The organism is Pseudomonas sp. SW-3 (genome assembly GCF_016615645.1).
In the GTDB taxonomy this organism is placed as follows: domain Bacteria; phylum Pseudomonadota; class Gammaproteobacteria; order Pseudomonadales; family Pseudomonadaceae; genus Aquipseudomonas; species Aquipseudomonas mandelii.
The window spans coordinates 2,143,200-2,164,854 of sequence record NZ_CP067098.1 but is presented as its reverse complement, the minus strand read 5'-3'; the positions used below and the strand labels follow the sequence as shown (position 1 = coordinate 2,164,854).

Annotated in this window: 14 protein-coding genes; 8 read left to right on the top strand and 6 right to left on the bottom strand. The window is 61.1% G+C overall.

The features are described from left to right. Positions 1-166 precede the first annotated feature (166 nt). From JIO00_RS09625 to JIO00_RS09610, 4 genes are all read left to right on the top strand, one after another. Entirely contained in the window at positions 167-1,207 is a 1,041-nt protein-coding gene (locus tag JIO00_RS09625; protein WP_010458487.1) for an ABC transporter substrate-binding protein, read from the top strand. A gap of 72 nt (positions 1,208-1,279) precedes the next feature. Further along, complete coding sequence (locus JIO00_RS09620) at positions 1,280-2,545, top strand: ABC transporter permease (RefSeq protein WP_200668054.1); 1,266 nt, start codon at positions 1,280-1,282, stop codon at positions 2,543-2,545. Positions 2,546-2,555: 10 nt separating this feature from the next. After that, on the top strand, positions 2,556-3,377 hold the full coding sequence (locus tag JIO00_RS09615; protein ID WP_010458485.1) for an ABC transporter permease: 822 nt from the start codon (positions 2,556-2,558) through the stop codon (positions 3,375-3,377). 3 nt (positions 3,378-3,380) lie between these two features. Beyond that, positions 3,381-4,142 (top strand): SDR family NAD(P)-dependent oxidoreductase, encoded by a 762-nt coding sequence (locus JIO00_RS09610; RefSeq protein WP_010458484.1) that lies wholly within the window; start codon positions 3,381-3,383, stop codon positions 4,140-4,142. 48 nt (positions 4,143-4,190) lie between these two features. Here the strand turns inward: JIO00_RS09610 and JIO00_RS09605 are convergent, their stop codons facing one another. Together JIO00_RS09605 and JIO00_RS09600 are read right to left on the bottom strand one after the other, a co-directional pair. Then, entirely contained in the window at positions 4,191-8,702 is a 4,512-nt protein-coding gene (locus JIO00_RS09605) for a hemagglutinin repeat-containing protein (RefSeq protein WP_200668052.1), read from the bottom strand. Between the two features lie 105 nt (positions 8,703-8,807). Further along, a complete protein-coding gene (locus JIO00_RS09600; RefSeq protein WP_200668050.1) occupies positions 8,808-10,535 on the bottom strand; it encodes a ShlB/FhaC/HecB family hemolysin secretion/activation protein in 1,728 nt (575 codons plus the stop codon). A 252-nt stretch (positions 10,536-10,787) separates the two neighbouring features. On the opposite strand from JIO00_RS09600, the gene JIO00_RS09595 reads away from it, so the two are divergent. Both JIO00_RS09595 and JIO00_RS09590 read left to right on the top strand, forming a co-directional pair. After that, complete coding sequence (locus JIO00_RS09595; protein WP_200668048.1) at positions 10,788-11,909, top strand: HlyD family secretion protein; 1,122 nt, start codon at positions 10,788-10,790, stop codon at positions 11,907-11,909. After that, positions 11,906-13,498 carry a DHA2 family efflux MFS transporter permease subunit gene (locus JIO00_RS09590; protein ID WP_083374640.1) on the top strand — a complete coding sequence of 531 codons (1,593 nt, stop codon included), beginning with the start codon at positions 11,906-11,908 and terminating at the stop codon, positions 13,496-13,498. Before JIO00_RS09595 ends, JIO00_RS09590 begins: the two co-directional genes overlap by 4 nt. Here JIO00_RS09590 and JIO00_RS09585 read toward each other — a convergent pair whose 3' ends face one another. The 3 genes from JIO00_RS09585 to JIO00_RS09575 all read right to left on the bottom strand — a co-directional run bounded on the left by JIO00_RS09585 (position 13,499) and on the right by JIO00_RS09575 (position 16,623). Further along, positions 13,499-13,939, bottom strand: a complete 441-nt coding sequence (locus tag JIO00_RS09585) for a carboxymuconolactone decarboxylase family protein (RefSeq protein WP_077748887.1) — start codon at positions 13,937-13,939, stop codon at positions 13,499-13,501. Positions 13,940-14,112: 173 nt separating this feature from the next. Continuing rightward, the gene (locus JIO00_RS09580) at positions 14,113-15,555 is read right to left on the bottom strand and encodes a mechanosensitive ion channel domain-containing protein (protein ID WP_200668046.1); all 1,443 of its coding nucleotides are present in this window, start codon (positions 15,553-15,555) and stop codon (positions 14,113-14,115) included. Between the two features lie 201 nt (positions 15,556-15,756). Then, a complete protein-coding gene (locus JIO00_RS09575; RefSeq protein ID WP_102594628.1) occupies positions 15,757-16,623 on the bottom strand; it encodes a pirin family protein in 867 nt (288 codons plus the stop codon). 262 nt (positions 16,624-16,885) lie between these two features. Here JIO00_RS09575 and JIO00_RS09570 point away from each other — a divergent pair, with 262 nt between their 5' ends. Then, positions 16,886-17,425 (top strand): PaaI family thioesterase, encoded by a 540-nt coding sequence (locus JIO00_RS09570; protein WP_102594629.1) that lies wholly within the window; start codon positions 16,886-16,888, stop codon positions 17,423-17,425. Between the two features lie 234 nt (positions 17,426-17,659). Beyond that, positions 17,660-18,463 carry a 2,5-didehydrogluconate reductase DkgB gene (dkgB, locus tag JIO00_RS09565; RefSeq protein ID WP_154911495.1) on the top strand — a complete coding sequence of 268 codons (804 nt, stop codon included), beginning with the start codon at positions 17,660-17,662 and terminating at the stop codon, positions 18,461-18,463. A gap of 3 nt (positions 18,464-18,466) precedes the next feature. Here the strand turns inward: dkgB and JIO00_RS09560 are convergent, their stop codons facing one another. Then, positions 18,467-21,649: a response regulator gene (locus tag JIO00_RS09560; protein WP_234452941.1), complete on the bottom strand. Its 3,183-nt coding sequence runs from the start codon at positions 21,647-21,649 to the stop codon at positions 18,467-18,469. Positions 21,650-21,655: the final 6 nt, after the last annotated feature.

Here is a 21,655-nt window from a genome sequence, read left to right as displayed (position 1 = left end):
CGCTCCGCGCCTGACCCAAAACCCTTGTCACCACCGAAACACACCACACCCACAACAATAAGAAGGTCATCACTATGCACAGTTTCGATCACTCGACCTGAGCCGCTTTCCTGCCGGTACACCCGCTAATCCCTATTTGCTTTTCCTTCAGCAGGAGAGTTGCACCATGCACTCACATTCAACACGCTTGGCCCTTGTACTCACGCTGGCACTGACCGGCCCCCTCGCCCAGGCCCGCGACCTGACGGTGGTCGGTTTCGGTGGCGCCACGCAGGAGGCTTTCGACAAGGCCTGGTTCAAACCGTTTGCCGCGCAAAGCGCCAAACCGGTGGTTCAAGACAGCTACGGCGGCGGCCTGGCGAAACAGAAAGCGATGGTCGAGTCAGGTAATCCCACGTGGGACCTGGTGCAGATGGACCAGAACGAAATGGAATTGGCCTGCGAACAGGGCCTGCTCGAAGACCTGGATCACAAACAATTGAAGAATGCGCCCGAGGTTAATCCCGAGGCCTTTTCGGAGTGCGGTGTGGGGGCGTTTGTTTGGTCCGAAGTGATGACCTACGACCCGAAAAAATTTGGCGCCGACGGCCCGAAAAGCTGGGCTGATTTCTGGAACGTCCAGAAATGGCCAGGCAAACGCGGCTTGCGCAAACAGGCACGCATGACCCTGGAAATTGCCTTGATGGCCGACGGTGTCGCACCGGCCGACGTCTATAAATTGCTGGCGACCCCGGCGGGACAGAACCGTGCATTTGCCAAACTGGACCAAATCAAACCCTACATCCAATGGTGGGAAACCGGCGCTCAGCCGCTGGAATGGCTGGCCGCCGGTAACATCGCCGTGAGTGCCGCCTACAACGGCCGGATCGCCATCGCCAATCAACAGGGAAACCATTTTCCACTGATCTGGCAGCAACAGCTGTACAGCATGGACTACTGGACCATCATCAAGAACACCCCGAACAAAACCGCCAGTTATCAACTCCTCGACTACATCCTCGGTGCCAAGGCCCAAAGCGATTTCGCCCACGCGATTCCTTACGGCATTGTCAACAGCAAGGCCATAGCGGCCATGGATGAGAAGACGGCCAGCGCGTTGCCCAACGCCCCGGCCAACATGAAAGATGCCCTGCTGCTCGATACACCGTTCTGGGTCAACTACGAGGAAGACCTGATGAACCGGTTTACCCGCTGGGTCGCACAGTAAACAGGCCTCAAGACCGCGCCGCCGATGACGGAGGCGCGGTTCGAGTATGGTTTTATCAAGGTGGGTTTCACTATGTCCGTTTCCTCAATAGATGCACCGGCTTGCGTCGACACGCTGGCCGTCGCCCATTATCAATCCAGTCGCCGCAAGCGCTGGGTTTCGATGCTGCTGCTCTTGCCGTTGCTGGCTTACACCTGTGTTTTCTTCGCTCTGCCGATCGGCATGATGTTCTACCGGGCCGTCAGCAATCCCGAACTGCTACAAGCGTTCCCCACGGCCATCAGGGCGATGGTCGACGAGCCGGCGAAGGATTCAACGGCGCTGCCAACTGACCGGGTGTTCGATGCGCTCGAGCAAGACTTTATCAACGCCCCGAGCAATGCAGTCATTGGTGAGGCGGCACGACGCCTCAACTACGAGAACAGTGGTTATCGCTTCCTGGTCATGAACACCGCACGGACCTACAGAACGCCGCTGGCGAACCCGGAAAGCCAGAGCGCCCGAGAGCGTTTGGCCGCCATCGATGAACGCTGGATTTCACCACAGGTGTGGGAGGACTTTCGCCGCGCGTCCCCGGCCTATACGCCGTATTACCTGCTGGCCGCCCTGGACTTGAAGCAAACGGATCAAGGTGTCGCGCCGGTTGAAGAAAGCCAGCGGGTGTACCTGGACTTGACCTTCAAGACCCTGAAAATCGCCCTGATAGTCTCGCTGTTGTGTCTGTTGCTGGGCTTTCCGTTTGCCGCGTTGATGGTCAAGGCTTCACCGGCCCTGCAAGGCTTGCTGTTTCTGGCGGTCATGCTGCCGTTCTGGACCTCGTTGCTGGCACGAACCACGGCCTGGATCGTGGTACTGCAGGACAAAGGCATCGTCAACACGTTACTGCTGCGCTTCGGCCTGATCGATCACCCGCTGCCGATGATTTTCAACCTGTCGGGTGTGTACATCGTGATGGTGCACATCCTGCTGCCGTTCAGCGTGCTGCCGCTGTACAACGTGATGAAAAATATCCCGCCCCATTTCATGCGCGCCTCAGCCTCACTCGGCGCTCATCCCATACGCGGGTTCATGCAGGTCTACTTGCCCCTGACCTTGACGGGGATCGGTTCCGGCACCCTGCTCACGTTCATCGTCGCGGCGGGTTACTACGTGACGCCGACCCTGGTGGGCAGTGCCCGCGAACAGATGCTTGGCTATTTCATTGCGTTCTATACCAACACCACCGTCAATTGGGGCATGGCCTCGGCACTCGGGCTGGTGCTGATTTCCTGTGTCATGGTCATTTACCTGCTGGCCGCGCGCCTGGTGGGTATTCGCCAGATTGCCGGCCTGCGCTGAAGGAGCTCCCATGAACCATTTCATACAGGCTTACCTCGCCCGCAAGGCTCATGTGTTGTTCGGTCTATTGATGAGCATTTTCATGATCGCACCACTGTTGGCGGTGGTACCGATTTCATTCAGCAGTGGCACGTTCCTCTCCTACCCGCTCCCGGGACTCTCCCTGCAATGGTATGAACGGGTATTCACCAGCGGTCCCTGGATGCAAGCGCTGAGCAACAGCCTGTGGGTCGGCATCGCCTCGACACTGCTGGCGACATTGCTCGGAACGCTGGCCGCGCTGGCCTTTGCACGCCGCAACCTGCCAGCCGCCAGCGGAATGCTCGGCCTGCTGATTTCACCGATGATTTTCCCACCTGTGATCTCCGGGCTGGGCATGTATTTTCTCTTCGGCAAACTGGGCCTGACAGGTACTTTGTTCGGTCTGATTCTGGCCCACACCGTCCTGGCCACGCCTTTCGTCCTGATCAGTGTTGCCGCCAGCCTGCAGGGTTTCGACATGACCTTGCTCAAGGCCGCCGCCATGTCCGGCGCCTCACCTGTGCGGGCCTTCGCGGGTATTGCTTTGCCAATCATCGCACCTGGTGTGATATCGGGCGCACTCTTCGCCTTCATGACATCGTTCGACGAAATCGTCGTGGTGCTGTTCATCGGCGGCCCCAGCCAACGGACCTTGCCCCGGCAAATGTTCGATGGCATACGCGACACCATCGACCCCTCGATTCTCGCCATGTCGACATTGTTGCTACTGGTGGGCATTGTCGGGCTGATGACCACTACCTGGCTGACCTTGCGAGCACAACGCAACGCCCGCCAACTCAAGGAGCAATAACCTATGAGCATGTACATCGTGACCGGCGGCACCCAGGGCATCGGTGCCGTCACCGTAGAGCAGTTAATCGGCCAGGGCATGTCAGTGGTGTTCACTGGACGTGACGTCGATGCGGGAGAGCAGCTGTCCCAGCGCCTGCCGGGCAGCACGTTCGTGGCGGGCGACGTGCGGCAAGAGGCCGACTGTCAACGCGTCGTCTACCGCGCACTGGAACTGGGTAACGGCTCCTTGCAAGGTCTGGTCAACAACGCCGGCATGGCCGGGCGCAAGGCGCTCACACAGACCTCACAACTGGAATGGGACACGATGTTCGAGGTCAACACCCGCTCGGCATTTTTCTTCATCAAGCACGCCTTGCCCGGCTTGCAGGCGGGTCATGGAGCGGTGGTGAATGTGTCGTCGATCGCCGGCAAGACCGGCGAAGAGGGACTGGCCACTTACTGCGCCAGCAAGGCGGCCTTGATTGGCATGACGCAGGCGCTGGCCCTGGAATATGGCGCAAGCGTACGGTTCAACGCGGTGTGCCCCGGTCAGATCGCCACGCGCATGATGGACGCGATCATGAAGGACGCACCTCGTCTGGCTGCCCTGACCGCAAGGATTCCCGTAGGCCGCCTGGCCGCGCCCGAAGAAGTGGCCCAGGCGATTTGCTGGTTGCTGTCGCCAGCGTCCAGCTACGTCAACGGTACGGTGTTGACGGTGGACGGTGGTGAAACGGCAGGGCTGAGAACCCCTCCGAGTCACGCACCGCAAGTTTCCCGCTAACATCAAATGGGGAAGCGAGCGTGCTCGCTCCCACAGGGAAGGCGGAGCCTAGATATTTTTCTCGTCGATCCCAGCTTGTAACGATTGGCTGTCGTAATGACCGCCCAGGGTGACCGGACCGAGTTTGACGCTGTGCTCACCCGGGGTTGTAACGACCGGTTTACCGGCTTCACCCGCTGCCTTTTCAGGCAAATCCAGACCGGCGTTGACCCCGTAATCACGGTTGCTCACGGTGGCAGTGGTGACTTTGGAACCACCGAGACCCACGCGGCCGTCAGTCGATGCAATCCGTGCACCGCTCAGTTGCGTGGCGCCGCCCACCTTCAGATTCACACCCTGGCTGCCACTGATACCGGAAGCCTGGCCGACGCTGTCCTTATGCGCGTAACCGCCATCTAGTTTCAGTGTCGGCTTGTAGTCAGTCCCGCCCGGTTTGGTGTTCTCGGCCACTTTGTCCTTGTCGGCTGGTGCAGCCTTCTTGCCTGTCAGGCCGAGGTCAACATCAACCTTGGCGCTAGTCTGGCTGTCCTGGCGACTTTCCACGCTCAGGTCACCGCCGACCTTGCCGCTGACGGTCGTCGCATCAATCCGCGCACCCTCCAGACGAGTATCACCCACGCTGTTCAACACCACGTTGTCAGCCTTGATCTGGCTGTTCTGCTGGGTCGTGCCTTGCAGGTAATCCACGCCGACCTTGGCCCCGGCATTGAAGCCGTGATCACTTGTGGCGACGTTCTTTTCATCCGCGACGACCGGTGTGCTGTTGCTCAGGTTGCCGCCGGCATTCAGTGCCACATTCCAGTTTGTGCGGTTCTGTGTGGACTCGGCCGACGCCTGGAGGATGCCGCCGCTCTGCGCATCGAGGCTGACGCTCGGGGCGCTGACCTGGGTGCCTTGCAGGTGGATCGCGTCACCACCGAGGGCGATGTTGCCCTGGCTGTTGAGCTGTCCACCGGTCAAAGTCCGGGTCGTTTCGTTGACCCGACCGATGTTGAAATTGCCGCTCACGTTGCCGCCCTGGTCAGCACTTATCTCCGTGCTGGTTTTGCTGCCGCCCACCTTGAGGCCGCCGCCGAGGTTGCTGCCGGTTGCGGTGTGGGTGTCGGTTGCCGCTTGCAGATCGAGTTGGCCGCCAGCCTTCAGGTCAATGCCGCCCCGCGTGTCGACCTTCGTCCCTTGCAGGATCTGATCGCCACCGCTGCTCAACAGCACCGGACCTTTACCCTGAATAATCGACACCTGCGCCTGGCTGTCCCGGGTTTGTTTGCCGGTGTGATCGAGCTGGAAACCCGCACCCAGATCGACATTGGTGCCGTTGGTGCCCGGCGCAGTGCCGACGTTCAACGAGCCGTTGCCGCGTAGGCTGGTGGTGTCGTTGCTCTGGCGGTCAGTGGCCTGATTCAGCGCCAGGTCACCGCCGGTCTTGATCGAGACACCGCCCTGCCCGCCATCGAAATGGCTGCCTTCGAACTGACCATCGCCACGCAGGTTGATGGTCACCCCTGTGCTGCCGGCATAGCTGCCGACGACAGCGGTGGACGTGTCCTTGCGCGTCTGGCTGCTGCCGCCCGCGCCGCTGCCGGCGACGTTCACGTCCTCACCGGTCTTGGTGTAGACCCGCACGTCAGCCTTGGCGTCCAGCGCCTGATCGGTGCTGCGGTGGGTGTTATTCGCGGCGGTCGCCACCAAGGTCTCTGCGTTGATGTTGACCTTGCCCGTGCTCGCTTGGTACTGAGTGCCCTGGTCCTGCAACGTCCCGGCCACGTTCATCTCCACGGTGCCGCCCTTGAACTGGCTGACCACGGCGGTGCTGGTTTGCTCGGTATGGCTGGCGTTCTGATGACCGATCGCAACGTCGATGCCGACGTTGGGTTGACCGAGATTGGCCAACGCATCCTTGTCCGGCACCTTGCTGGCCAGCACATCCTTGACCGCTCCGGCGATCGGCCGGGCGATGTCCTTGTACTCGACGTTGGCGCCGATGTCCGCCGACCAGTTGCTGTCGTTGTGGGTGCTGCTGTCGGTGTTGTGCGCAGCGCGATTGTCCACCTCGACGGCAACGACATTCAGGCCTTTGCCGGCATCCAGACGCGCGCCTTCGGTGGTCAGTTTGCCGGTGTTGATGTTCAGGTTGCCGCTGCTCTGCACGCCGGTGGTTTGCGCGGTGGTTGTGCCAGTAGTGTCTTGCGAGGAGGTGTGCGCGAAATCGATGCCACTGCCGGCGCGGTCGAGGCCGCCGGTGTAGTAGAAGCCGCCGCTGGTGCCGGTTTTATCGGTCGAGGTGCTGTGGCTGTTCTGCTCGGCCAGCAGCGAGACGTTCTTGCCGGTCAGCGTCGCGTCGCCGTGTGTGGCGTTGACCTCGGCGCCTTTGATCGTCAGGTCGCCGCCAGCCGCCAGTTGCACAGTGCCGCCGCTGAGGCTTGAGCCCTGCTGCTTGATGTCGTTGCCGGTCACGGTTTTCTGCTTGTCTTCGTAATGCACACCGGCACGATACTGCCCGGCGTCCGGGCTGTTTTCCCTGGCGTAGGCATCGAAGCCACGCGTCTCGGTGGTTGTGCTGCTGTCGCGAGTGTCTTGCGCGGAATGCACCTTCACATCCCCCGCCGCGTCAGCACTCAGGTTGCCGCCAGCCTTGACCGTGGAACCGGCCACCTCAATGTCCTTGGCGCTCTTGAGCCTAAGGTTGCTGTCCGAGGTCAGCTCGCTGCGCACCGTGCTGCTGTCCTTGGCGCTCTGCCGGGTTTCGTCCTTGGTGATGCCGAAGAACTTGCTGTCCTTGTCGTGGCTGTTGGTGTGAGAAGTGTCCTGTACGCCATCGATCTCCAGCGAACCCTTGTCGCTGATGACGCTCGATTCGGTACCGCCGCGCACCTGGCTGCCGCTGATCCGCACGTCGTCCGCCTTGACGATCAACTTGCCGGCCGCGTTGATTTTGCTGCCCTGGTTCTGGGTCTTGCCCTGATCGGCGTCGCCGGTCTTGCCAAAGAAACCGCCGCCCACCAGATCGCCCGAGTAACGGTTGTCGCTGGTGCGCTGAGTGCGGCTGGCACTGGTGATTTCCACCTGTTTGCCCGCGAGGTGGATGTCAGCGGCGCTGCTCAACTCAGCCCCTTCGGAACGCAATAACGCGGCGGTCTGCAGGGCGATGTTGCCGCCCTCCAAGTGGCTGGTGATGCTGCGCTGCTCTTCGCTGCTGGTGTTCCAATCGGCTTTCCACAAGTGTTTACGGTGGTTGCCCTGATCGGTCTGGGTGTGGCTTTCGGTGGCGGCGCTCAAGCGTAGATCGCCGCCGCTTTGCACGGTCAGATTGTTCGCCGCTTTGACCTTGGCCGCTTTCAGTTCAGTGTCACCAGCGGACGACAATTGCGCGTCGCGGCTGGCGAGAATCTGGCTGCCGTGCTGGCGTGAATCGCTGTCGGTCTGCGTGCGGTCGTAGGTTTCCCAAGTGATGCCGATGGTGCTGTTGTTCCAGTTTTCGCGCTTTTCCTGGAGACGGCGGCTTTCGACGGTGCTCAAGGTCAAGTTGCGTCCGGCGTCGAGTTTGACGTCGCGGCCACTGACGTCGGCGGCGGCCAGGGTCAGGTCCTTGCCACTGTGCAAGCGGACGTCACCCTGGCTGCTGCGAACGCCTGCCCGGATTACCTCAAGGCTGTCGGGGACGGCTTGGCCGCTGATGCTCAAATCCCCTGCAGAGCGAATCTGCACGCCCTCGCGACCCGCGACCTGCACCGGCCCGACCCGCACGCCGGCGCCTTCAGCGGTGCTGACGATGTTGATGCGCCCCGCTTGCATGGCGCCAAACAGGCTGGCGTCGATGCGGTGGTCGGTGGTGTTGCCGGCCGGGTCCACGGTTTTCACCTGGCCCGAGGCGTAATCCACCTGATTGCGGCCGACGGTGAGGTTCAGTTGATCCCGAGCGTTGAGGCTGCCCTGGCTGTCGATGCGCGGGGCGATCAGGTTGATCGAGCCCTCACGGTTTTGCAGGCCCGCGCCCTGAATCTGCAACGTCCCGGAGGCCTCACGGGTGCTCAGGGCTTGCAGCTTGCCGTCGTTCAATTCGGGACGGCCGACCACGAGATTGGCGTTCGGTGTGTTGATGAAACTGCCGCCGTTCACCGAGATGCCGTTGGGGTTGGCCAACACATAATCGGCGGCGCGGCCGAAGATTTCCTGGGCGCCGTTGATGGCCGAGGCGTTGCGGCTGACCACTTCGTTGAGGATCACGCTCGCGGCCTGGCCCTGGAGCTGCGGGTTGGCGGCCAGTTGCCCGGCGAGTTGGGATTGCCCGGCCTGCAAGGCGTTGTTCAACACAAGGCCCTGGCGATCGACGTTGTAATCGAGAAACTGGTTATGCGACAGGCCCGAGCCATTGGGCGCAACGATGTTGACGATCGGCACGCCGCCCTGGGTTTGCAGTTGTGCGGTGCCGCCGGGGCCCGGTGCGACCACCACGCCACCTGCGAGGGCGTTTGGCAGATGGGCAATCAGGAACAGGCTGGCAATCGCCCAGCGCAGTTTTCCCCGAGGGGAAAGATGGAACGCAAATGTTTGTTCAGGCATAGGAACCTCTCAATAAAAGTGCGGCATCACGTTGCGCGTTGGGATGATTGCCGAGGCTGTCGCGCACAGGTCCGACGGCTGAATGTGTGTCGAGTGAGTCGGTGGTCATATCTGCACCCCCACGCGCATCAGCCAGGTTTCTGGCTCATGCCTTAAACCGCTGGGGGTGTTGAGGCTGCGTTGGTAATCGACGTCCACTTGCAGGTTTTTCCAGCTCAGGTTGACCCCGGCGCTGGCCCCGCTCAGGCGTTGCCCCTGGGTGCCGTGGTCGGCCTTGATCCAGCCGTTGTCCAGCCCCAGGCGCGGGGTGACTTGCACCGGCCAATCGCTGCGCAACGGCAGGCGCAAGGTGTTGCGCCAGATCGCGCCGCTGGCACCGGACGCACTGTTGACCCGGTAACCGCGCACGGCGGAATCATCGGTGCCGAGCAGTTGTTCGATGGCCGGCAGCGGATCGGGGCTGTACTGAATGTTCAACTGGCTTTGCCACTGCCATGTCTGCTGACCAAACTGGCCGTTTCGCCATTGGCTGAGACCGGCGCGGTACTTGCGAAACTGCGCCTTGGGCAGGTCGTTGACCTGGCGCTGGGCATCGTCATCGGCACCGAACCAGCGCAGGCCCTGGGCGTAATTGACGTCCAGGTTCCACACGGCGCTGTTGAGCCAGAACAGGTTCAAACCGGCTTCGGCCACGGTCAGGGTCGGGCTCTGGATACCGAGGCGAATGTTCTCCAGATAACTGTCGACGTCCTTGTGGGCCAGTTGCAGGTTGGCGCTGAACTGATGGCTCTGATCGCGCCACAACACCCGGTCGGCGCGCACGCTGAGCTGGTCGGTGATGCCGCTGCTGTGGAATTTCAGGGTGCTGAGCTTGAACGGCGCGCGGTATTCGGCATGGCTGGCGAATATGCTGTAGGTCCAGTAACCGTAGGGAATGGCGTAGTAAAGGCTGGCGTTGCGGCTGTAGCGATCACCGCGATTGAGGGTGTCACTGGCACTCACGTTGAGGGAGTCATTGAGCTCCAGCGGACTGTCGAGGCTCAGGCTCAGGGTGTCGCGATCACGCCCGGTGCTGGCGCTGCCGAGGTTGTCGACGCCCAGCCCCAACGCCCAGCGAGACTGGCCGCTGCTGCGCGAACGCAGGATGATCCGCGAGGCGCCGGGCTGCGAGCCGGGGGCTATATCGGCCGTCAGGTCAAGCGAACGCAAGCGGTTCAACTGATCCAGGCCTTGCTCAAGATCGCGCAGGTACAGCGGCTTGCCGAGCATTCCGGGGAAGGCGCCACCGAGGGACACCGGCAGGCGCTGGTCGGCCAGTTCGATGGACTCGACGTAACCTTCATCGACCACGATATCCAGCGATTGCCCGGCAACCGGAGCGCTGCGCAGGTACGGCCGACTGGCGATGTACCCCGCGTCCACATAAAGGCCGGTGATGGTCGCCAGCAGATGGTTGATCTGGCCGACGCCCATGCACGACGACAGTTGCGGCTTGATCCGCTCGTCGAGGGTCTTGCTGCTGATCAGGGTGACGCCACCGACACGCGTGCCATTTAGGGGCCAGCAACGTTCATCGGCGGGCACACTGGCGGGGACGGCCGGCGCGACCGGTGCAGGACCAAAGCTGCCGCGCTCCAGTTGCCGGCGACGCTGCTCCAGTTGCAGCTGTTGCAGATCGCGCTGTTGCTGTTGTTGCTGGCGCAGCACTTCCTGGCCTGGGGCGGAAGGCTCTGCCGCCTGGAGTGCAGAAGCACTCAGGCTCAACAACGAAGCCAACAACAGCGTGCAAGGCGACCAACAACGGCGAGGCACAACGCGAAACGAATACGGCACTCAACATCCCTGTCATCATCAAATGGCTTAATGCCACCCCATCAATGCGAGTGATAGTCAGATCGTTCCTACACAAATGCAAGACGCGTCCTACAACGCTTACATTTCTTAAACAATTGGTTTCCCTGTCGTTCCTGTTCGTTCCCGCTGTCATCGCCCTGACGACTGGCAACAGAAATCATTTGCCACAAAATATTACCTACGTCATATTACACGCGTAATAAAGACCCGCTTCCCATAGGTATTCACTCAATGACCAGCATGCCCAGCCTCGAACCCGACGTCGCTGTCCCGGTGAGCACACCCAAGTCTCCCCTGCTCAAACGGTTGATCTTGCTGACAGCGGCCATCGCTACCCTGGTGTTTGCCGGGCTGTACGCGACGCATTGGTGGACCACCGGGCGTTTCATTGAAGAAACCGACGATGCCTATATTGGCGGCGACGTGACAGTGATCGGCCCGAAAGTCGCGGGGTACATCGAAGAAGTGCTGGTCACCGACAATCAGAAGGTCAAGGCCGGCGACGTGCTGATCCGCCTCGACGCCCGTGACTACCGCGCCAACCTGGCCAGGGCCGACGGCGCGGTGGCCGCCGAAGAAGCGTTGCTGGCCAACCTCGACGCCACCGAACAACTGCAACACGCGGTGATCGGCCAGGCCCGCGCCGGCATCGATGCCGCCGGCGCCGAAACCGCTCGCTCACGGGACGACAATGCGCGCTACAAAAAACTGGTTGGCAGTAATGCGGTCTCGGTGGAAAGCGCCCAACGCGCCGACGCGACGTTCAAAACGGCTCAGGCCCTCAGTTCGAGGGCCCAGGCCGAACTGCTGGCGGCGCAGCGGCAGCTCAACGTGATCGCAACGCAAAAGCAGCAGGCCCGTGCCGCGCTGATGCAGGCCCACGCCGAACGTGATCTGGCGCAACTGAACGTGGATTACACCGAACTGAAGGCCCCAGTGGACGGCGTAATCGGCAATCGTCGGGCGCGGGTCGGCGCTTATGCCCAGGCCGGTTCGCAACTGCTGTCGGTGGTACCGTCCAGTGGTCTGTGGGTCGATGCCAACTTCAAGGAAGATCAACTGGCGCGCATGAATCCGGGGCAGCGGGTGGTCATTCATGCCGACGTGCTTTCCGGGCAGGCGTTTCATGGTCATCTGGACAGCCTCGCGCCGGCCAGTGGCTCACAGTTCAGCGTGCTGCCGCCGGAAAACGCCACCGGCAACTTCACTAAAATCGTTCAGCGGGTGCCGGTGCGCATCGTGCTTGATCCAGCCGATGGCGTGCTCGGCCACCTGCGTCCGGGCCTGTCGGTCACCGCCGAAGTGGACACTCGCAAGGAATCTGCAACCCCGGCCGTGGCCCGCGCGCCATGAGCCGCGCCCTCGCCGCCCCCGCGCAACCGTTCAATGCCGCGAACATGGCGACGGCGACCAAGGTTTTCGCCTTTGCCTCCATGTGTATCGGCATGTTCATTGCGCTGCTGGATATCCAGATCGTCTCCGCTTCGCTGCGTGACATCGGCGGCGGACTCTCGGCCGGCACCGATGAAACGGCGTGGGTGCAAACCAGTTACCTGATTGCCGAAATCATCGTGATCCCGCTGTCGGGCTGGCTGTCGCGGGTGTTCTCGACGCGCTGGCTGTTTTGCGCTTCTGCGGTGGGATTCACCTTGGCCAGCCTGCTCTGCGGCGCGGCCTGGAACATCCAGAGCATGATCGCCTTCCGTGCCCTGCAAGGCTTTCTCGGTGGTTCGATGATCCCCCTGGTATTCACCACCGCGTTCTTTTTCTTCACCGGCAAACAACGGGTGATCGCGGCCGCGACCATCGGCGCAGTGGCTTCGCTGGCACCGACCCTGGGGCCGGTGATTGGTGGCTGGATCACCGACATTTCATCCTGGCACTGGCTGTTCTACATCAACCTGGTACCGGGGATTTTCGTCGCGGTTGCAGTGCCGATGCTGGTGAAAATCGACCAGCCGGAACTGTCGCTGCTCAAGGGTGCCGACTACTTGAGCATGGTGTTCATGGCGCTGTTTCTCGGTTGCCTGGAATACACCCTCGAAGAAGGTCCGCGCTGGAACTGGTTCAGCGACAGCACAATTTTGACCACGGCATGGATCAGTGGCCTGGCCGGCCTGGCTTTCATCGGGCGAACCTTGCATGTGGCGAACCCGATCGTCGATTTGCGCGCCTTGAAGGACCGCAACTTCGCCCTCGGTTGTTTCTTCTCGTTCGTCACCGGGATCGGTCTGTTTGCCACCATTTACCTGACGCCGCTGTTCCTCGGCCGGGTGCGCGGCTACGGTGCGCTGGACATTGGTCTGGCAGTTTTCTCCACCGGGGTGTTCCAGATCATGGCGATTCCGCTGTACGCCTTTCTGGCCAATCGCATCGACCTGCGCTGGATCATGATGAGCGGCCTTGGTCTGTTCGCGCTGTCGATGTGGGATTTCAGCCCGATCACCCATGACTGGGGGGCCAAAGAACTGATGCTGCCGCAAGCCTTGCGCGGAATCGCCCAGCAATTGGCCGTGCCGCCAGCGGTGACATTGACCCTCGGCGGACTGGCGCCGGCACGGCTCAAACATGCCTCGGGGCTGTTCAACCTGATGCGGAACCTGGGGGGCGCCATCGGCATTGCCGCGTGTGCGACCATCCTCAACGACCGCACCAACCTGCACTTCACCCGGTTGGCGGAAAACCTCAACAGCACCAACGAAGCGCTGAACCAATGGCTGTCCCAGGTCGGCAATAACTTCGCCGCCCTCGGCCAGAGCGGCGACGCCGGCGTCACCGCCAGCCTGCATCAACTCTGGCTGCTGACCTACCGCGAAGCCCAGACCCAGACCTACGGCGACGCGTTTCTGATGATCATGGTGTGCTTCATCATAGCCACGGCGATGGTGCCCTTGATGCGCAAGGTGCAGCCACCGGCCGCGCCGTCAGCAGACGCTCACTGATCAGGCTTGAGGCATTTTGCGGAAACCCACCGCCAGGCGATTCCAGGCGTTGATGGTGGTAATGGCCACGGTCAGGTCGACCAATTCCTTAGGGCTGAACTCGGACGCCGCCAGTTCGTAGTCCTCATCCGGCGCGTGAGTCTGACTCAGCAGCGTCAGGGACTCGGTCCACGCCAGCGCCGCACGTTCACGCGGGGTGAAGAACGGCGTTTCACGCCAGGCCGACAATGTGTACAGACGGCGCTCGTCTTCACCGCCCTTGCGCGCATCGGCGCTGTGCATGTCCAGGCAGAAGGCGCAGCCGTTGATTTGCGAGGTGCGCAGCTTGACCAGTTCGATCAGGGTCTTTTCCAGCGGCAGCTTCGAAACCGCGCCTTCCAGCGCGATCATGGCTTTGAGTGCGTCAGGGGACGCGGTGTAGAAATCGAGGCGAGGTTTCATGGTGGACTCCAATACCAAATGGGGGTGGAGCCAAGTTAATCCCCCACACCCCTCTCACAAATAACCAATATCACCAAAGTCAAGGAGACCATTGGATGTGCCGATGATGGATTGGCGAGCTGAAACGCGGTTTTCCTGCTCACGAACCGCGCAGTGCTCATCCCCGAAGATCCCTACGCCCGACTGCGCAACCAGCGCAAAAACCCTTTCTTCTCCACCACCTTCGGCACTTCCTGGGTCAGGGCCTGCGCCTTGTGCAAGCGGAAATCCAGCAACGCCGTCATCGCTTCGCTGATGTCATGACGCGCATCCAGGCACGGTTTGAGGTAGTCCTTCTCGATGCGATACAAGCTGCAGGCGGTCTTGGCGCTGAACTCCGCCGGCAGCGCGGTATCGGACAAAATCCCGCCCTCGCCGATCACCTCGCCCGGGCCCATGCGCCCGGATTCGAACTTGACCCCGCCCCGGCTCAACTGCACCGAGACCACACCCGATTCGATGATAAACAGGTGATCGCTGACCTCACCCGCCGGCAGGATCATGTCACCGGCGCGGAAGGTTTGCAGGGTCATGTTCTGGCTGAAGGTGTCTTTCTCTTCCTGACGCAGGGTCGAGAAAATGTTCGAACTGTCCAGCAACGCCCGTGGCCGTGACAGGACGGCAGGCGCGTTGGACTCGACGCTCGACAACAGGCTGACACCAGACGCCTGCAAGTGCCGGTACGCCAGGTCGAACAGCAGATTGCGCACCATGCGTTTCTGATCCATGGAGACCACGAAGCCACTGATTTCGTACTCCACGCCACTGGCGCTCGAGCCTTTCAACGCCACACTTGGTGCCGGTTTGCTCAGCAGATAACGGCAACCCTGCATCGCCCGCTCCAACGCGTCGAGCACCGTTTGCGGGCGCGCGTGCGGGCTCAGTTGCAGGCTGATCGAGACGCCGAACATATCGCTCGGCCGGCTGAAATTGATGATCTTGGCCTTGGCCGCCAGCGAGTTGGGAATCACCACCATGCTGCCCTGGGACGTTTGCAGGCGCGTGGCGCGCCAATCGATGTCGGTGACCCGGCCTTCGGTGCCGTCGATGGAGATCCAGTCATCCAGTTGATAGGGTTTGGTGGTGTTGAGGACGATCCCGGAGAACACATCGCTGAGGGTGCTTTGCAAGGCCAGGCCGACGATGATCGCCAACGCACCGGAGGTCGCGAGCACGCCTTTGACCGGCAGTTCGAGCACATAGGCCAGGGCGGCGATGACGGCGATCAGAAAGATCACCGCACCGAGCAGATCCTGCAGCAACCGCCCCGTGTGCCCGACCCGTTGCATCATCACTGCACCGATCAACACCGTCAGGGTGCGCGCGCCGAACAGCCACCAGCCGATCTGCAACCCCGTGGCCGCCAGGTGCAGCGGTACGTTATCGGCCCAGGGTGCCGGCTCCAGCGGGTTCATGCCTTCGTTGAACAACAAGGCGCTGAACAGCGCAAAAATCACCAGCCGCACGACCAGTTTCCAGTTGCTGCCGTTGGCACTGATCAAGCGCCACAAGCCGAGATCAATCAGGATCAGGACCAGCGCGCTGATCAAGGGGTGATTGGTAAGCAGTGACAGCATCAAACAACTCCAGCCATGTACGGATGGGCACAGTGTAGGAGTAAATGCGGATCTGATAACACCTCAAAAAACTGTGGAAGCGAGCCTGCTCGCGATGGCGGTCAGACAGTCACTGAGTCGGTGGCTGTCCTACCGCATTCGCGAGCAAGCTCGCTCCCACAGGGATGAGTGTTGGCACAGCCCAGCGTCAAGACAATGAGCTCAACCGCTCATCTGGCCGAAACGGCCCGACTGGAAGTCAGCAAAGGCCTGATGAATCTCTTGCTCGCTGTTCATCACGAACGGGCCATGACCGACAATCGGTTCGTCGATCGGGTCGCCGCTGAGCAGCAACACCACGGCGTCATCATTGGCTTCCAGGCTGAGCTGATGGCCATCGCGTTCGAACAACGCCAACTGCCCTTCGCGCATAAGTTCCAGGCCGTTGACCTCAACCGTGCCGCGCAACACCACCAGCGCGGTGTTACGGCCTTCATGCAGGTCGAGGGTCAACAACTTGCCGCCGTTGAGGCGCAGGTCCCAGACGTCGATCGGCGTGAACGTGCGCGCCGGACCGGTGTGCCCCTCAAACTCGCCCGCGATCAAGCGCAAGCTGCCAGCCTTGTCCTTGAGCGGGAGGTTCGGGATGTCGCCATCGAGAATCGTCTGGTAACCGGCATCGGCCATTTTGTCCCTGGCCGGCAGGTTGACCCACAGCTGCACCATTTCCAGGGTGCCGCCGGTCCTGGCGAACTCTTCGGAGTGAAATTCCTCGTGGAGAATCCCCGACGCCGCGGTCATCCATTGCACATCGCCGGGGCCAATCCTGCCGCCGCTGCCGGTGGAGTCGCGGTGCTCCACTTCGCCCTTGTAAACGATGGTCACGGTTTCGAAACCGCGGTGCGGATGCTGACCCACGCCACGACGCTCGGTGGTCGGGGTGAATTCGGCGGGGCCAGCATGATCGAGCAGCAAAAATGGGCTGATGTGTTTGGCCAGGTTGTCATAGGAAAACAGTGTGCGAACCGGGAAACCGTCGCCGACCCAGTGGGTGTGCGGGCTGGTGTAAATACCGATGATGTTTTTCATCCTGCCTCCAAATTCGTTGTTTGACGCAATGGACTCAGCTTAAGACCGAACGCTTCAATCCACTAGACGGCAAAAATCAGCCTGAGCGTTCTATCTGGAGAACGATGGCAAAGGTTTCAACAGGGCCGGTAATCGGCGAGGAATTGCGCCTGGGCGATAGCGTGTGACGACTCGACACGCGGGGCTGGCGGAGTTTTTATTTCAGACATAATATCGATCGAGATTACAACCATAATATCCGCTCTCGTTCGAGGAACTCATCATGCAAAGCCCCACCCGCGACGCCACCCTCGCCCAATGGATCGCCCAGGAACAGGTCATGCGCTCGCGTCTGGCCGGACCGGGCAGCCTGTCCATGGCTGAGGTCAGCGCGCTGTCACCCGCCGAGTTTTTCCAGGGTATCGGCGACGGAGCACTGCCTTCACCGCCCATCGGCGCCTTGATGGATTTCATCCCCATCGAATGGTCGGCCGGGCTGTTCATTTTCCAGGGCACGCCGGATTCGCGGCACTACAACCCGCTGGGCAGCGTGCATGGCGGCTACGCGGCGACCTTGCTGGATTCGTGCATGGGCTGCGCGATTCATACACAGCTCAAGAAAGGCCACGGGTATACGACGCTGGACTTGCGCATCAGCTACGTCCGGGCGTTGACCGGCGCCAGCGGACCAGTCCGGGCCGAAGGGAAAATTGTGCATCTGGGCCGCTCCACCGCGCTGGCCGAGGGGCGGATTTATGATGTGGATGGGCGGCTGTATGCGACGGGGTCGACGACTTGCATGATTCTTGAGGCTCGGGGGTAAGTTCCGAGACCGAGTTGTGGCCATCGCGAGCAGGCTCGCGCCTACAAACGCAACGCCGCCCCTGTAGGAGCGAGGCTTGCCCGCGAAGACGGCAGACCAGACACCCTCAATCCTCCAGGCGGCCCCCCGATTCATGACTTGCGGTAAACATTGCTTTGCCCATCCAGCGGTTTTTCCCAGGGAGGCAGCCGGGGATACTCCTGTCCATTCCCACTGCAACCCTTGGAGTCATTGATGTCTATTCCCGCATTCGGTCTTGGTACCTTTCGCTTGCAAGGCCAAGTGGTCATCGATTCGGTGAGCACCGGCCTCGCGCTGGGTTACCGAGTAATCGACACCGCGCAAATCTACGAAAACGAAGCCGAGGTCGGCGAGGCCATCGCCGCCAGCGGTATCGCCCGTGAAGAATTGTTCATCACCAGTAAAATCTGGATCGCCAATTTCGCCAAAGACCGGTTGATCGACAGCCTCAAAGAGAGCCTGCGCAAACTGCAGACCGATTACCTGGACCTGACGCTGATCCACTGGCCGTCCCCGGACGATCAAGTGCCGGTCGAAGAGTTCATGGGCGCCTTGCTCGAAGCCAAGCGACTGGGCCTGACCCGGCAGATCGGCGTCTCCAACTTCACCGTCGATCTGATGCAAAAAGCGATTGCAGCGGTCGGTGCCGAGAACATCGCGACCAACCAGATCGAGCTGCACCCGTACCTGCAGAACCGCAAGGTCGTTGAGTTTGCCCGGCGCCAGGGCATCCAGATCACGTCCTACATGACCCTGGCCTACGGCGAAGTATTGAAAGACCCGGCCATCCAGCAAATCGCCGCTCGTCTTCAGGCTACCCCGGCCCAAGTCACGCTGGCCTGGGCCATGCAGTCGGGGTACGCGGTTATCCCCTCTTCCACCAAACGCGCCAACCTGCAAAGCAATCTGAAAGCCTGTGACCTGCAGTTGAGCGAAGCCGACATGGCGTTGATCGCCAGCCTGGATCGCGGCCATCGATTGACCAGCCCCAAAGGTATCGCGCCGCACTGGGATTAAGTGTCAGCCCGTCTCAAGGCTCTGATCGAGACTTCGCATGGCGTCCTGCAATTGATCGACGGCTTCGTCGATCGATGTCGCACGACCTTCGGCGCAGGCACGTTCCAGCGCCTTGCACCTTTCGATCAACCGTTGGGCACGGACCATGCGCGCACCGCCCTTGATACGGTGCGCCAGGTCTCGCAGCCCCGGGAGATTGTTGTCGGCGTGTGCTTGAAGCAGATGTTCGCGGTCGTTGCGATTGGTTATTGCCAGTTCACGCAGCAATTGATTGATCAACGTCCGGTCTTCTCCGACGTATTGCTCCAGCTCGCTCAAATCGATCTCGGATGATGGGGGTTGTTCGTTCGTCGTCTCTGCAAACCGGTCGGCCAACCAACTACTCAGATCCGCCAGCCGAATCGGCTTGAACAGACAATCGTCCATGCCCGCCTCCAGGCACCGGACCTTTTCCTCAGGCTGCGCATTGGCGGTAAAACCCAGGATCAGCGTCGGCAGCAGGCCATACGCGCGCTCTTCATCGCGTATCTCACCGGTCAATTCATAACCGCTGAGCTTCGGCATATTGCAGTCAGTGATGACCACATCAAACTCGTGTGTACGCCACAGTTCCAGCCCTCGCTCGCCCTCTTCGGCCTCCATCACGCGATGCCCCAGGTAGCTCAGCTGGCTTGAGAGCAACAGGCGATTGGCCGGGTAATCGTCAACCACCAGAATGGTCAGTGGCCGCGTGGGTATCGGTGATCCGCTGTCGGCTGATGCACAGGGTGGTAACGGCTTCAACGCCATCAGCGAAAGGCTGATGTCGACTTGCGAGCCTTGGCCGAGGACGCTGCGCAGCACCAGCCGCCCCCCCATCATTTCGCACAACGCCTGACTGATCACCAACCCCAGCCCGGACCCCATGCTCGCGGATTGCTGGCTGTTACCGGCCTGAACGAACGGACTGAACAAGCGTTTCTGGTCAGCTGCGCTGATGCCGATGCCGGTGTCTTCAATGCGCACATTGACCCCCAGATGCCCTGACAATCCGGGCACCACACTTAACGTCAAACTCACCTCACCCTCACGGGTGAACTTGATCGCGTTGCTCAACAGGTTGGACAGCACCTGCTTGAAGCGCGTGGGGTCGATCAGCACCTCACGGTCGCCGCGCGGGTCCAGATCGACGCGCCACGCCAAGTGCCTTTCCCGGGCAAGTCCTTCAAAGACCCGACAGATCGACGCCACCAGATCACGCAAATTGGCACGTTCGGGCATCAGCGATAAACGCCCTGACTCAATGCGCGCGATATCCAGAATGTCGCCGATCAACGCCAGCAACTGCTGAGCAGCCGTAGCGGCGACCTCAAGGGATCGGCGATCGGCAACGCCCTCTTCTGCCCGCTTCCAGGCCATTTCCAGAAACCCGATCAGGGCACTCATCGGAGTGCGGATTTCATGGCTCATGGTTGCCAAAAAAGTGGTTTTGGCACGGTTGGCATCGTCCGCAACGTCCTTGGCCTGCTGCAACTGCTGCAGCCACTGCTGGCGTTGGCGAATTTGCCGACGCTGCCAGGCGATCCATCCCAAGGCCAGCAACAACAACGCCCCGGCTGCCGCAAACCCCTGCAAAATAGCTTGCCGATGGCGCAGCCAATAACTGTCATCGACCACCGCATCACTGCTCCAGCGGGCGACCAGATCGTCCATTTCCTCGGGCGAAATGCTCAGCAAGGCCTTGTTCAAAATCGAGTTCAACACCGATTCATCACGGCCGGTTGCCATCGAGATGCGCGCCGGTTCATCGCCCACGGTACTGCTGATGCGTAAACGTCCCTGGTAATACCGGGCAATCAGGTAACGGGTCATGAACAACGAACTGAGCGCGGCATCGGCCTGTCCCTTCGCCACCGACTCCAGACCTTCGGCCGGATTTTGTACGTCCACCATCTGCACCTGCGGTGACCGCGCCTGAATGAACGCGCGCATGGGGTGACGGGGATAAATCGCCAGGCGCTTACCGGCCAGATCGCCCAGCGTCTGTGGACTACCGGAGGTGGTCGCACTGACCAGCGTGTAGGGATTGACTGCATAGGACCGGGTAAAGTGCAGCCCGGATACGCCTTCGGTCGTGGGAATGATGGCGGGCAAGATGTCAATCTCGCCGGCCTTGAGTCGCTGGATCTGCTGGTCCAGGGATTGGCCTCGCAACACGTTGAAATTCAAACCGCTGCGCTGGCTGATGAGCGTCAGCATTTGCGCCGCCAACCCGCTGAATCGGCCCTCGGGATCGTAGAACGTCAAGGGCGCAAAATTCTCCACAACCCCCACATTGACCGTCGGATGCTGATCCAGCCAGCGCTGTTCACTCTCACTCAGATCCACGCGTTGCTGTCCCGCCACTTTCGCCCTGCCGGCGCTCCAGCGCTGCTCGATGATCGAGCGCTGCTCCATGGGGATCGCCACCAGCGCCTTGTCGATGAGGTCCTTCAGCGCCAGGTTGTCCCGAGCCAGCGCGAAGCCGAACGGGTTAGCGTCGAGGCTGGCCGGCCCCATCAGTTGAACGTCACTGAGGTAGTTATTGTTGATCAGGTAGTTGGCGCTGAAGATGTCTACGAGGGATACGTCAACCTGCCCATACGCCACCGCCCCGAGCGCATCGAGCGTCGAAGGATAACGTTGCAGGCTGGCCTGGGGATAGAACGATTCAACGGTCTGCGCCGGCAGGTAATCATCGGCCATGGCAATGCGCTTACCCGCCAGATCCACGGGCATGTGCTCGTCCAGTCGGGTGACCAGCATCGGCTGGTCTTCAGCATAAGCGCTGGACAGGATCAGCTCGGGGTCGGCCAGTTCAAAGTTGTTCGAAGTGCCCAGCAGATCCAGTTCGCCGAATCTAAGCGCCTCCATGGCCGCTTCTCGGGTGACATAACGCAGCACTTCGATCTGTACGTTCAGCAGTTGCGCAACGAGTATGGCGTAATCGGCGGTGATGCCTTCCAGCTCGTCGTGATTGCGCGTCACTTCGAACGGCGGGTAGTCCGGTCCGCTCACCCCGAGGCGCAACACACGCTTGTTGCGCAGCCATTGCCGGTCTTGTTCATCCAGATCGACCGCGTAGCCCTCCACCGTGGAACGCCCCAGCAACTGCAAGCGCTCAGGCTCGCCGGCGATAGCCGATACCGCCGGCACGAGACATAACATGAGGCG